The organism is Yersinia sp. IP36721 (assembly GCF_003634395.1).
GTDB lineage: Bacteria > Pseudomonadota > Gammaproteobacteria > Enterobacterales > Enterobacteriaceae > Yersinia > Yersinia entomophaga.
In genome coordinates, this window is sequence record NZ_QCZL01000044.1 from 1 (window position 1) to 12644 (window position 12644).

Consider the following 12644-nt stretch of genomic DNA (forward strand, 5'->3'; position numbering starts at 1 on the left):
TGGCTGACATAAACACTCCTTCATTGAGCCTCCATTATGAGGCAAAAAAGTGTCTACGAAACCCGGGTCTATTCAGTTGAACCTAAGAATCTCTTCGAGAAATCAGCCTTGGACTCTATCTACAAATGGAAGTATGAGCCTAATAAGCCAACCAGTGGAATGGGCGTCACAATAAACTATAAGAGGCCAAAGTGAGGCTGTAAGTATGGGGACCGAACCGCCAAGAGCAGGTTTGCGCATTCTAGCGCTCACGGTCAATGAAAAAGACGTGACCGCACTATGAGTTAGCGGCCACATTTGAGCAAGTGCCTATGTGGAATAGTGGTCAGAGCTTCACTATTTTACTGACGTTAATCTCACGCCCTCTTGCCGTTGATTTATTTTTCACCTTGTCTTTGGCAATAGATAAGGCAACGCTTTCGCTTTCAGCTTCGACCGTCTCAGACGTAGTCGCGGTATTTTTACCACCACCTTGGGAGTACTGAATTAAGTCGAAATGCACTCTATACCTTGCCATGTGGGTTCCTTTTTAATTTAAGTCCTAATTTTCAAGCTAATAGACTTCATTTATTCATGTTTTAAAACATATCTAGTCGTTAACCAGAATACAGGGTTATTACTGATTTAATAACCTGATATTTCAACAGTAGTTGCTTTTAGGGTGACATATAAATGGTTAATTTATATGCAATATGCCTGCAGAATTTATTATCGAGAGTATTGACGCTGGTGTTGGCGTGATGATTGACCTGTTCGAGGTCGATTTACAGTTATTTGGCGGCGATGTGATTCGCTCTCACTCGGGAACTCATTGCTACTATGCGATGCTATCTGGAAAGGTCTTCAATATTCAGCCTATCCAATCGTAGTTGAAGGGGGGCGAAGTTAAGTCAAAAGGGACATACTCGTAGCTTTCCCAATTAACAGAAGATTGGTCAGACGATGCTTTTCGCTCTGAAATGAAGATTTTTCACTTATACCTTGGTTAAACTGCTGATTCAACGAGAAAGCAAAGATCACATGGTTAATGTAAACAGAAGTTATACTTCATAATTGTAAATGGTTATTATTGTTATTTGTGTTTTAAACGGTTATACGCGTCCAATATAAGAAGGCTAAATGCAACTTATTTTGTTTAAATTACGGTTTAATAAGTTTGAGCCATGGAGGGAGAGAATGACTCAAACGGATAAAAAAATATGCACTCAAATGGCTTTAATGGATAATGGCATAAATTTATTTTCAGGTCGGAATCCAACCGGTTAAGGCTAAGTGCTTTGATATATAAGATAAAAAACAGATGATAAACACAATAAAAAGGCGAGGGATAGAGTGATGCAGATGAAAGTCACGGAAAACGACTGACGGTACAGTTTACGGATTAATAAAGACGTCATAGTTGGAATCTCAACGTTACTGCAGCGTGAATTTAATCCATAGGGTATTGTTTCTTTATGTGATTAATCCATATCTACATTATTAATGATTATAGGATGGTTACCTTTTTGGCATTCATGTTTTCCTGCCTATTTGAATTAATTTCGTCCTTTCTGTGAACTTAATCACACTTATTTATTTGTTACAAAAATAACAAACTAGGTAATACCTTCACTCTTTATCAAACTAAGCCATACTGAAAAACAACTTGATTTTACTGCGGAGCTATTCTCTTTATGAAGAACCCGACGCTTATTCAATTTTTCCATTGGTATTCCCCAGGAGGAGGTCAACTTTGGCAAGAGGTTAGTGATAAAGCCTCGCAACTGAGAGAGATAGGAATAACAATAGTCTGGCTTCCGCCTGCGTATAAAGGTGCGTCTGGTGGTTATTCAGTGGGCTATGACACATATGATTTATTTGATTTAGGCGAGTTTGAGCAAAAAGGGAATCGTGCGACAAAATATGGTGATAGAGAGGCATTACAGGCTGCAGTTGAGCGTTTGCAAGAATGCGAGATTCAGGTTCTGTATGATGTGGTATTCAATCACAAAATGGGGGCGGACGAGAAAGAACCGGTAAGAGTATCGAATGTTGAAGAGAATAACCGTAATCAAATTGCTGACGAAATAATAGACGCTCAAGCTTATACACGCTTTACGTTTCCCGCCCGCTCAGGCCAGTATTCTCAATTTATTTGGGATCAGACTTGTTTTAGCGGGATAGATTCTATTGAAGACCCATCGGCTAATGGCATATTCAAGATTATTAATGATTATGGTAATGATGGTTGGAACGATCAGGTCGATGACGAGTTAGGTAATTTCGATTACCTGATGGGGGCTAATATAGAGTTTCGTAACCCTGCCGTGGTGGAGGAATTAAAGTACTGGGGACGTTGGCTATTGGACTCATTACCCTGTAATGGTTTCCGTCTGGATGCGGTTAAACATATTCCTGCATGGTTCTATAAAGAGTGGATAGATCATGTTCGGGATCATGCTCAGCATGACCTTTTGGTTATTGCAGAATACTGGTCGCCTGATATTGGTAAACTTCAGAAATATCTCGAGCAGGTGGAAGGTAAACTTATGTTGTTTGATGTGGCGTTACAACATAAGTTTCATCAAGCTTCAAAGTCTGGTGATAGTTTCGATCTCGCTCAAATATTTGCCAATACATTGGTGGATACCAATCCTATGAATGCGGTTACGCTGGTGGCTAATCACGACACCCAACCGCTTCAGTCCCTCGAGTCCCCGGTCGAACCCTGGTTTAAACCTCTGGCATATGCATTAATTTTATTAAGGGAGCAGGGGGTTCCTTGTATTTTTCACCCTGATCTTTATGGTGCTAGTTATCAGGATGAAGGCGACGACGGGGAGGTGTATCAAATAGATATGCCGATAATTCCAGAATTGGAGCCGCTTATTCAGGCGAGGCAGAAATTTGCTCACGGCGCGCAGACGGAATATTTTGATGATAATAACTGTATTGCATTTGTGCGTTCAGGCAATGAAAACCAACCCGGCTGTATTGTTATCATGACTAACGGTGCTGAAGCTGAGAAAAATATTTTTTTAGGTGAAGATTTCAAACATCTTCGATTCGGCGATTTTTTAGGTAATCGAAAAGATATCGTTATTATTGATGAGCAGGGGCATGGGGTGTTTAGGGTTAATGGTGGCAGTGTAAGTCTGTGGGTACAGGAAGAGTTCCTGTGAGCTCAGAGGCGTTACATATGCAGTTAAGTTTGTTAGTAGCTGACTAATAATTAAGTAAATGTAATGTTTATGTTTTCCTATTTGTTTTTATTTTGCCCTTTTGTACTGAAAAATTACTATTTTTAGTGCTTCATACTTTATACCTATTTGTGATTAGCTTCAGAAACTGAAAGGTTATAAGGTAATGGTATCGCTTATTTGTGTGATAAATCGACGAGTTAACAAAGGGAGTAACAAATGCGATTTGAAAACAAAGTGGTCGTTATTACCGGTGGTGGTAATGGGATGGGGGAAGCTGCCGCCCGTCGTTTCTCTTCTGAAGGTGCAATTGTGGTACTAGCTGACTGGAATCAGGACGCCGCTGAATCAGTTGCGCGCTCTTTGCCAGAAGGTAAAGCATTAGCATATCCAATCGATGTCTCTGACCATGTAGCCGTTAAAAAGATGATGGACAGTATTGCTGAAAAATTCGGTAGAATTGATGTGTTACTGAATAATGCGGGTGTTCATGTTGCGGGTAGCGTTCTGGAAACAACGGTTGAAGATTGGCGCCGTATTGCCGGAGTGGATATTGACGGGGTCGTGTTCTGCTCTAAATTTGCACTTCCTTATTTATTGAAAACCAAAGGAAGTATTGTTAATACGGCATCTGTCTCAGGTCTAGGTGGTGACTGGGGTGCGGCGTATTACTGTGCTGCCAAAGGTGCTGTCGTCAACCTGACTCGTGCAATGGCATTAGATCACGGTGGTGATGGCGTCCGTATTAACTCGGTATGCCCGAGTTTAGTAAAAACAAATATGACCAACGGTTGGCCACAAGAAATCCGTGATAAGTTCAACGAACGTATCGCATTAGGCCGCGCAGCTGAGCCAGAAGAAGTGGCCGCGGTGATGGCGTTCCTTGCCAGCGATGATGCTAGCTTCATCAACGGAGCAAACATTCCGGTTGATGGTGGTGCGACTGCATCAGACGGTCAGCCCAAAATTGTCTGATTAAACGTTCAAGCGTTTTACTCTGTTTACCTAGTCTGAGCTGAGTCCGAAAGTATGGCGATTCAGCTCTGATGGCATTCCTTTCATCAATAAAATTATCTCTCCATCTACCTATCTGCCTAAGCCTTTCGTTGCTGTCTTCCCTGTTTTTAACTTATTTTTGAGGTGTTTCCTGCGTGATTCTGATTTTTACTGCTAATCTTTTTTAATCATTAAGCTAAAAAACATCGTTAAAATCGAAAAATTGCAATAACAAGAATCAACTAATTCCTCAAAATAGGGGAGGTTACATGACTCTTGGTATTAAATTTTGCATTTTATTTATTTGTGTAGGTTTAATTACTATCAAATAGCGCCTTTATTAGCTTCATATTCTTATATCTTTTTTGAATAATTTATGACATTTAACTCTTGGTCATCCCTACGTAAGTTAACAGCTACATTATGAGCCAAGGTGTACAACGATGATTTTTGTCATTTTATGGTTTGTTATTGCCGGATTAAGTGAGTTTTTAGTTTGGGGCCGCCCTTTACTTATGGCGCTGTTATCACTGATATTCTTAGCTGTAGGGGGACTATGGATTTATAAGGTGAGAAAGATACAGGTTAATACTTTGTTACCGTCAGAAGGAAAAACAAAGCGTATCAGTAACCTAAACCTGATCTTTTCCGTAGGTATTCTGGCTATTCATGCGATTACGCTTTTATTGTTTGGCTAATTCAATCAATGTTTTGTTTAATTTCTGTTCGATCATATCTTTAAGCTATTTGTTGATATCGGTTGTCATGAATATGACTAATTATGCCAATAGTTCCAGCCGAGTATCCGCATCCATGCAGCTAAACTCCAACAGATTACAGCTGAGTTCAGTGCTAGGGAAAGGCCTGAGTGGTCGAGAAAGAAGTTAAAGGGAAATCAGGTAGATAAGATACGGAATTACCGCCCACCTTCCGTAGGTGATAGTGAGACGTAAAGCTTCGATTGAACGTTTGCTACCCACAATATTATATTGTGCGATCGGAGCAAAGGTTGGAAACAGCGGAATTAACCCGGCAATTTAGTAGTTTCACGTTTTGAATAACAGAGCAATAAGAATCACGACTACTGCGCCTAACAATGCTTTGATTAACAGACTCATACCAATAGATGGGATCAGCATGGTAACAGTTTACTTGTTGATAATTAATAAATTGTAACTAACAGACCCAATGGGTATTTGGGTCTGTATCAGACGCGCGTAATGTTATTGGCGGAAGGCGTGTTTGATTTGTGCAATGGTATTTTCGAACACTTCTGCCTGGGTTTTGTCTTCTATCAGAGGTAAGGATCTTTCCATCTTCAGAATAACTTTACCTGCGTCTGCCTGGCCAATTGCCTTGAGCATCAATGTCAGCGTGGTTTTCAGGCATGTAACTTCGTGAGCTAAAGTCTCAAGATCGGCGGCAGTAGTGAAGTCTGTGTTACTCATAGTGTCTCCTAATGGACATTGTTGCCGCGTGGCTTATCCTCATATTGGCGTGCCATTGAGGTTAAAAGCAGCATTTTTTACAGTTACCTCATTATATCACAGCGTAATGAATAACTCTGCGCACGGTAATTATTTGTTAGGATACACACAGATACTGAATACTCTCTACGGAATTCGGATAATTCTCAACTGAGCCACATAATGAATTTTTATGCTAAATAACTAAGAACTTGTGCGTTTACTTAATTAAGTTCATAAAGTTTACGGTTAGCCATATGTTTAAATAATGACGATAGAAGACTAATTCAGGTTTTTTAATGTGGTAATCCTGTAACTGTGGCAGAGTTGGCATGCTAGGAATTATTCTTATATGATGAATGTTTGTGCAGAAAGTAATTATTCATAACAGTATCAGGTGGTTGTCTTTTTTAAATTAGAAAAATAACTTGTTGTAAACTATTTATTGCACTAATAATTAGTTATTTGAGTAGATTGTGTTGTAAAATTCATCACTTATTTTGGGATGTATTTTCCTTTCGTTGACCGCTCCCTTTAATAGGCCGACTTGCCAAACTAATGGCGGATGAAAAGCGATCGCGATAAAAATAATTCTGACCAAAATAGAGATGTAAAATTACAATTATTCTGTATTCATTCTTTGGCTGAAAACAAGTAATATCACTGCCGTAAACAAAGAGTGATTAGGTTACTCCCTTATTTTTTTGGAGAATTTTCTTTGATTAGCGTTCTTCTTGTTGATGACCACGAACTGGTGCGCGCAGGGATACGACGCATTCTGGAAGATATCAGGGGTATCAAAGTTTCGGGTGAAGCGCAGTGTGGCGAGGATGCGGTAAAATGGTGTCGCAATAATACTGTTGATATCGTTTTGATGGATATGAATATGCCTGGTATTGGTGGGTTGGAAGCCACGCGGAAAATTCTCCGTTTCTCCCCAGATATCAAAGTCATCATGTTAACCATTCATACGGAGAATCCGTTACCGGCCAAGGTGATGCAGGCAGGCGCAGGAGGATATCTGAGCAAAGGCGCTGCGCCGCAAGATGTGATCAATGCAATTCGGGCCGTTCATTCGGGTCAGCGTTACATTGCTTCTGATATCGCGCAACAGATGGCATTGAGCCAGCTAGAGCCGCAGGTTGATACACCTTTTGCCTGTCTTTCCGAGCGCGAATTGCAAATCATGCTAATGATAACTAAAGGTCAAAAGGTGAATGAAATCTCGGAGCAACTTCATCTCAGTCCTAAAACAGTGAATAGCTATCGTTACCGGATGTTTAGTAAACTAAATATAAGTGGTGATGTTGAATTGACCCATTTGGCGATTCGCCACGGTCTGTTTAACGCGGAGACATTGTCAAATAGTGACTGAATGCTTTGATGCAAAAGAGTTTTTGAAAACAGTAACCAGCCAGCCCGGCGTCTATCGTATGTATGATGCCAAGGGTACTGTTATCTATGTTGGTAAAGCGAAAGATTTGAAAAAGCGACTTACCAGCTATTTCCGCACGCAGGTAAATAGCCGCAAAACCGAAACATTAGTTAAGAACATCGCCCAAATTGATGTCACTGTTACGCATACAGAAACTGAGGCGCTGTTGCTTGAACATAATTACATCAAGCTTTACCAACCTAGATATAATGTGTTGCTGCGGGATGACAAATCATACCCACTTATTTTTCTCAGCGCAGATACTCATCCTCGCCTTGCTACGCATCGCGGAGCCAAACATGAGAAGGGCGAATATTTTGGGCCTTTCCCCAATTCCTATGCTGTGCGCGAAACGCTAGCTTTGTTACAAAAACTTTTTCCGATTCGACAGTGTGAAAACAGCGTTTACCGCAATCGCTCCCGTCCTTGCTTACAGTATCAGATTGGTCGTTGCCTGGGACCTTGCGTGAGTGGGTTAGTCAGCGATGAAGAATATCAACGTCAGGTTGATTACGTTAGGCTATTTCTTTCCGGTAAAGATCAACAAGTACTAACTCAATTGATTTCTCGCATGGAAAATGCCAGCCAATTGCTGCATTTTGAAGAGGCGGCTCGTATTCGGGATCAAATTCAGGCTGTTCGACGAGTCACAGAAAAACAGTTTGTTTCCGGGAATAGCGAAGATCTGGATGTGATTGGTGTCGCCTTTGACTCGGGGTTAGCGTGTGTGCACGTTCTGTTTATTCGGCAAGGTAAAGTGCTGGGAAGCCGCAGTTACTTTCCTAAAGTGCCGAATGGTACTGAGCTGAGCGAGGTGGTGCAGACTTTCGTTGGTCAGTTTTATTTACAGGGCAGTCAGGCGCGAACCTTACCAGGGGAGATTTTGCTTGATTTTGCATTGGTAGAAAAAGATCTACTGGCTGAATCCTTAAGCGAACTTGCGGGACGAAAAATTCAGATTCAAAGCCGACCGCGAGGTGATAGAGCGCGTTATCTTAAACTAGCGCGGACCAATGCGGCGACGGCGTTAGTCACCAAGCTATCGCAACAGTCAACTATCCACCAGCGAATGAAAGCATTGGCGGAAACGTTGAAGTTGAATGAGATAAACCGCATGGAGTGCTTTGACATTAGCCATACCATGGGGGAGCAGACGGTTGCCTCATGCGTTGTTTTCGATGCGAATGGGCCGGTGAAGTCAGAGTATCGGCGCTACAATATTACCGGAATTACTCCGGGTGATGATTACGCGGCAATGAATCAGGTGTTAAAACGTCGTTACGGCAAAGCAATAGATGAGCAAAAAGTTCCCGATGTTATTTTTATCGACGGCGGAAAAGGCCAGTTGGGTCAGGCTATTGAGGTTTTTTCCGAACTGGATGTGCCTTGGAACAAACAAAAACCTTTATTAATAGGTGTAGCTAAAGGGAGTGACCGTAAGGCTGGGTTGGAAACGCTATTCTTTGCCGCAGAAGGTGAGGGGATATCGCTACCTTCTGATTCGCCAGCGCTGCATTTGATCCAGCATATTCGTGATGAATCGCATAATCATGCAATCACGGGCCACCGACAGAGAAGATCAAAAGTAAAAAATACCAGTGCATTAGAGCTGATAGAAGGCGTTGGTCCGAAACGGCGGCAAATACTGTTGAAGTATATGGGCGGACTTCAACCGTTACTTAACGCCAGCGTCGAGGAAATTGCAAAAGTGCCGAGTATTTCACAAGCATTGGCAGAAAAGATCTACAATGCATTGAAACACTGAACGTAATATTGCACCATACTCATTGTATCCATACTCGCCAGATAGCTATAGAAGCATTATGCAATTGAATATACCGACTTGGCTCACCCTGTTTCGTGTTGCACTTATCCCATTCTTTGTTCTGGCATTTTACCTGCCATTCGTTTGGGCCCCGGTGTTGTGTGCTGGCATTTTTGTATTCGCAGCAGCAACCGATTGGTTCGATGGATTTTTAGCTCGCCGCTGGAAGCAAACGACCCGTTTTGGTGCGTTTCTTGATCCAGTAGCGGATAAAGTGATGGTTGCCGTAGCATTGGTGCTGGTTGCCGAATATTATCACCAATGGTGGATTACTTTACCGGCAGCCACCATGATCGCTCGTGAGATCATTATTTCCTCGCTACGCGAGTGGATGGCAGAAATCGGCAAGCGTAGCAGCGTTGCGGTGTCCTGGATTGGTAAAGTCAAAACGACGGCGCAAATGATGTCATTGGTTGGTTTATTATGGCGTCCAACGGCTTACGTAGAGTTGGCTAGTTTTGTTCTACTTTATATCGCTGCGGTGCTGACTTTCTGGTCAATGTTCCAATATTTAAGCGCAGCCTGGAAAGATTTGCTCGAACCTTGATCGAAGTGCCGCAAAAATCAGCAAACGGACGTTTTAGATTGATAATTTTATTGACTCATTGCGTCAGGTAAGTAGAATGCATCGCATCAGACGGCAGCAACGAAACGCCGAAAGATAGCAAAAAAATCAGTAAGTTCTGATGTTGCGGGAATAGCTCAGTTGGTAGAGCACGACCTTGCCAAGGTCGGGGTCGCGAGTTCGAGTCTCGTTTCCCGCTCCAAATTTGTCAGGCTTGCAGAAATGCTAGTCTAAGCAGTAAGGTAATGAAGAATACGGCGCGTTGGCAGAGTGGCCATGCTACGGATTGCAAATCCGTCTACCTCGGTTCGACTCCGGGACGCGCCTCCAATTTTCCTGAGCCCGGGTGGTGAAATCGGTAGACACAAGGGATTTAAAATCCCTCGGCTTATGGCTGTGCGGGTTCAAGTCCCGCCCCGGGCACCATGGAAAATAGTATAAGTAAAACAAAGCAGTATGAGTATGTCGTTAACCGCCGAGAGGCGGTTTTTTTGTTTCTGGCGTCTGCCGAATTTGGCGAAGTGGCGACCAAATGACTACATTGTGTCTACGACCTTTTTGCCCCCGTTTAAAGCCCTGCCAAATCAGCATCAGCTTGCGCTGGATAAAATTCTCCTAGAACTGAATTGCTTCGGACATCTTTCTTGCAACCAAAGGCGCTGATATAACCGATGGCACGTCACTGCGGGCAAATGGTCGCCAGTGCGGTGGCAATCTCCAAATTATCCAGCCTCGGTACGCCCGGAATACGCGGCCGGACGCCGGTCACGATCTGGGCGGCTAACAGGGCTTTCATGCCGGTATAGCGGCCATTCTCGTCTGACCTGCCGATAATATTGGGAGTGATTTCGGCCGCATCGTTGCCGGTAGTCACGCGTACCACAATGTTGACCAGCTTGGTCTGCTCGGCAATGGCTAACAGTGATGGCGCCAGCGTATCTTTTTTCCTGGTTTTCCCCGGCGGCGGCCAATACATCGGTGATCAGTATCGGGGTATTGAGGGGAAAGGTCTTAGCGTCGGCGGTGCCGACCATGCCAACAATAGCGGTGGATACGGTGGAAATAACCCGTGTGCCTTCGTTAATTTCGAGGACACGGACGCCTTGGTGATAATCATTCATACAGTCAATTTTTGTGAATGGAGGGGTGAACCTATGGTGACGAATTTGTGGGTGGGTGTACCAGATGAGGGATGTGAGCTGTGGCACAATAAAAAGCGCGGAATACATTCCAGGATAAAATTAAAGCTGTATCAGTCTATGGTGATTTGTACTACCTTATTTCTGACGTTACTACGACTCTATTTCTGCTTGTTTGGGACTCTTTTCATGCTCAGTATTTTTCATGATTATTCGGGCGCTATTGTTAATTCTGCTCTTGGTGTCTTATTTACATTTATTTTTAGCTTCTTTTTGAGACGACGTAATGATTTAAGTTGGCAAAAATTTGAGGACAGCTTCTGGGATAAAAGAATGCTCGCCATCTCAAAATTCGGTGAGCTTTATTTTAAACCGAGGGGGGATTTTAATAGACTTGAAGTCCAGTATTTATCAAAGTTTCTGACACATAGAGCGGAAGAAAATTACTGTTTTGCTGTTTTACAGTATGTGTCCCTAAGAAAGGATCTAAGTGTTGATGCGACATTAAAGGTAGCCAGAGAACACTCTGGCTTAGTTGATATATGCCCTGATGGTTCAGCGAGGATGAATAAGAAGAAAGTATTGATGAGTCTTCTTCTTTTAACATTATTCTCCATTTCCATGGGATATTGGGTTCCTGTGAGAGCTATATCCCTTCTCGACGACGTGATGAAGACATCCTCTAAAAATGATTTATTGGTCGTCATCCGATATTGTTCATGGTTATTTTCCGTATACGCTATTTATGTGGTCATTAGGCAATTAAAAGCATTGCATGAATTTAGAAAGTTGATTGAGAAAATAAACTTAACAATATTATTAGGTAAGTTGAAAAGGGCATCTGCGTCTTAAAAAAGAGTGGGTAATCCCCACATATTGATACTTATTGTGAGGGTTTAAAAGCGCCATGCGATTAGATATAACCTATGGAACACATGGTTTTTCTCCGGTTAAGCGTTCAGGCGCTATGATGCCGGATTGTTGAGCACGGAACAGGTGATGGGCGTTGTGCGGAGGATGGCACAAACATCTGAGGAGGAAAGCAGTAACGCCGCAAAAATATTATTGCGGCATTAAAATATCAGGTCAATTTATTGACTATTTTTCAGTAACCGAATCGTTTTATCTTCGATGACAAATCGCTTTTCAAATGCAGCACCAATCATAACACCGCCCCAAGCATGGCTGACTAACTCATTGACCAATTCGCATTCAGTAATCAATGGCCTGAAAACTTCGGTACTTACTTCCAGATGTTTAATCCCTGTGCCTTTCTTGGAGTTGGTAGGTTTAAAGCCTGTCCCCGTTGAAAAGTCATTATCTTCTGGAGAAGACCAACCAATAAACCAAGTTCCATGAATGATTTCGTTTCTACGTTCAATCAGGTTAGTCACCCGATTATTGATTTTAGCTAATATGTTTTTCTGTTCCTCATTTAGCTCTGCGCTAACCATAAGAACGGAATGAAAAGCCTTTGATAGTGGATAAGCTGTCAGCTCAGCCGTAAGGGCATGGGTGATTTGTTGGTTCTGCAACCCGTGGCGCCCGGATAGCGCTACAATACCTGTTCTCATAGCAAAACAAACTAATTCAAACTTGGCTGTAAATTCGCCCACCAAAGCATATTGCTCCTGGGTTTGTGCTAACCTTCTGGCTTCCCGCTCTTGATCTGACATCAGTCTCTATACCATTTATTTAAATCATTTATTCGCACAGAAACGATTGAATTTCTGGCAACCGTGCCAAACAATATAAACGTTATTACAGTGCTAGCACATGCTCATCTGGTGTTTATTCAGATTGTTTGGTGCCCCAACCCATATCGCCAAACCTCATTAGACAGCGTAGCCATATCCGCCAGTACGCTGGTGACGGTCTCCGTCTTCAACGTTTACAGCAGAACCAGACTGTCATTTTTATCATTACTATGAGCCACTTACAGAATTCTCTCGACAGGCTGCGCCGCTGTTTTCAGTCGTGAGATCAATCACCGTCAGCGTCACGCGGGGTTCCCAGCGCATGACTGCGCCATACACCGC

The 12644-nt window shown here is 42.6% G+C and carries 11 protein-coding genes, 3 tRNA genes and 3 pseudogenes; 12 read left to right on the plus strand and 5 right to left on the minus strand.

Translation table 11 applies throughout. The features are described 5' to 3' along the window. The first annotated feature begins 36 nt into the window (after positions 1-36). Entirely contained in the window at positions 37-195 is a 159-nt protein-coding gene (locus DBA33_RS19640) for a hypothetical protein (protein WP_120807054.1), read from the plus strand. A 130-nt stretch (positions 196-325) separates the two neighbouring features. Here DBA33_RS19640 and DBA33_RS19645 read toward each other — a convergent pair whose 3' ends face one another. Beyond that, positions 326-517, minus strand: a complete 192-nt coding sequence (locus tag DBA33_RS19645) for a hypothetical protein (protein WP_064517715.1) — start codon at positions 515-517, stop codon at positions 326-328. Positions 518-683: 166 nt separating this feature from the next. Here DBA33_RS19645 and DBA33_RS19650 point away from each other — a divergent pair. The 4 genes and pseudogenes from DBA33_RS19650 to DBA33_RS19665 all read left to right on the plus strand — a co-directional run. Next, a pseudogene (locus DBA33_RS19650) lies at positions 684-877 on the plus strand (phage minor tail protein L); the annotation flags it as partial. A gap of 796 nt (positions 878-1673) precedes the next feature. Next, complete coding sequence (amyA, locus tag DBA33_RS19655; RefSeq protein ID WP_120807055.1) at positions 1674-3161, plus strand: alpha-amylase; 1488 nt, start codon at positions 1674-1676, stop codon at positions 3159-3161. Between the two features lie 237 nt (positions 3162-3398). Then, the gene (locus DBA33_RS19660; protein ID WP_064517719.1) at positions 3399-4154 is read left to right on the plus strand and encodes an SDR family oxidoreductase; all 756 of its coding nucleotides are present in this window, start codon (positions 3399-3401) and stop codon (positions 4152-4154) included. A 464-nt stretch (positions 4155-4618) separates the two neighbouring features. Then, positions 4619-4873: a hypothetical protein gene (locus DBA33_RS19665; protein WP_064517721.1), complete on the plus strand. Its 255-nt coding sequence runs from the start codon at positions 4619-4621 to the stop codon at positions 4871-4873. Between the two features lie 77 nt (positions 4874-4950). On the opposite strand, the pseudogene DBA33_RS19670 reads toward DBA33_RS19665, so the two are convergent. Both DBA33_RS19670 and DBA33_RS19675 read right to left on the minus strand, forming a co-directional pair. Continuing rightward, positions 4951-5293: pseudogene (locus DBA33_RS19670) on the minus strand (GlpM family protein). A 105-nt stretch (positions 5294-5398) separates the two neighbouring features. Next, on the minus strand, positions 5399-5623 hold the full coding sequence (locus tag DBA33_RS19675; RefSeq protein WP_049597559.1) for a DUF2594 family protein: 225 nt from the start codon (positions 5621-5623) through the stop codon (positions 5399-5401). Positions 5624-6359: 736 nt separating this feature from the next. On the opposite strand from DBA33_RS19675, the gene uvrY reads away from it, so the two are divergent. The 6 genes from uvrY (at position 6360) to DBA33_RS19705 (ending at position 9892) form a co-directional block, all read left to right on the plus strand. Beyond that, entirely contained in the window at positions 6360-7016 is a 657-nt protein-coding gene (uvrY, locus tag DBA33_RS19680; RefSeq protein WP_049597560.1) for a UvrY/SirA/GacA family response regulator transcription factor, read from the plus strand. After that, a complete protein-coding gene (gene uvrC, locus DBA33_RS19685) occupies positions 7009-8841 on the plus strand; it encodes an excinuclease ABC subunit UvrC (protein ID WP_120807056.1) in 1833 nt (610 codons plus the stop codon). The genes uvrY and uvrC overlap by 8 nt, the downstream gene beginning before the upstream one ends. Positions 8842-8899: 58 nt before the next feature. Beyond that, complete coding sequence (pgsA, locus tag DBA33_RS19690) at positions 8900-9448, plus strand: CDP-diacylglycerol--glycerol-3-phosphate 3-phosphatidyltransferase (RefSeq protein WP_049597562.1); 549 nt, start codon at positions 8900-8902, stop codon at positions 9446-9448. 144 nt (positions 9449-9592) lie between these two features. Continuing rightward, positions 9593-9668: transfer RNA gene (locus DBA33_RS19695), tRNA-Gly, on the plus strand. Between the two features lie 54 nt (positions 9669-9722). After that, positions 9723-9796, plus strand: a tRNA-Cys gene (locus tag DBA33_RS19700). 10 nt (positions 9797-9806) lie between these two features. Beyond that, positions 9807-9892: transfer RNA gene (locus DBA33_RS19705), tRNA-Leu, on the plus strand. 192 nt (positions 9893-10084) lie between these two features. On the opposite strand, the pseudogene DBA33_RS19710 reads toward DBA33_RS19705, so the two are convergent. Beyond that, positions 10085-10587: pseudogene (locus tag DBA33_RS19710) on the minus strand (phage tail protein); the annotation flags it as partial. Positions 10588-10620: 33 nt separating this feature from the next. On the opposite strand from DBA33_RS19710, the gene DBA33_RS19715 reads away from it, so the two are divergent. Beyond that, positions 10621-11457 carry a hypothetical protein gene (locus DBA33_RS19715; RefSeq protein ID WP_120807057.1) on the plus strand — a complete coding sequence of 279 codons (837 nt, stop codon included), beginning with the start codon at positions 10621-10623 and terminating at the stop codon, positions 11455-11457. 239 nt (positions 11458-11696) lie between these two features. Here DBA33_RS19715 and DBA33_RS19720 read toward each other — a convergent pair whose 3' ends face one another. Further along, positions 11697-12281, minus strand: coding sequence for a hypothetical protein (locus DBA33_RS19720; RefSeq protein ID WP_064517728.1), 585 nt, complete (start codon positions 12279-12281; stop codon positions 11697-11699). Positions 12282-12644 lie beyond the last annotated feature (363 nt).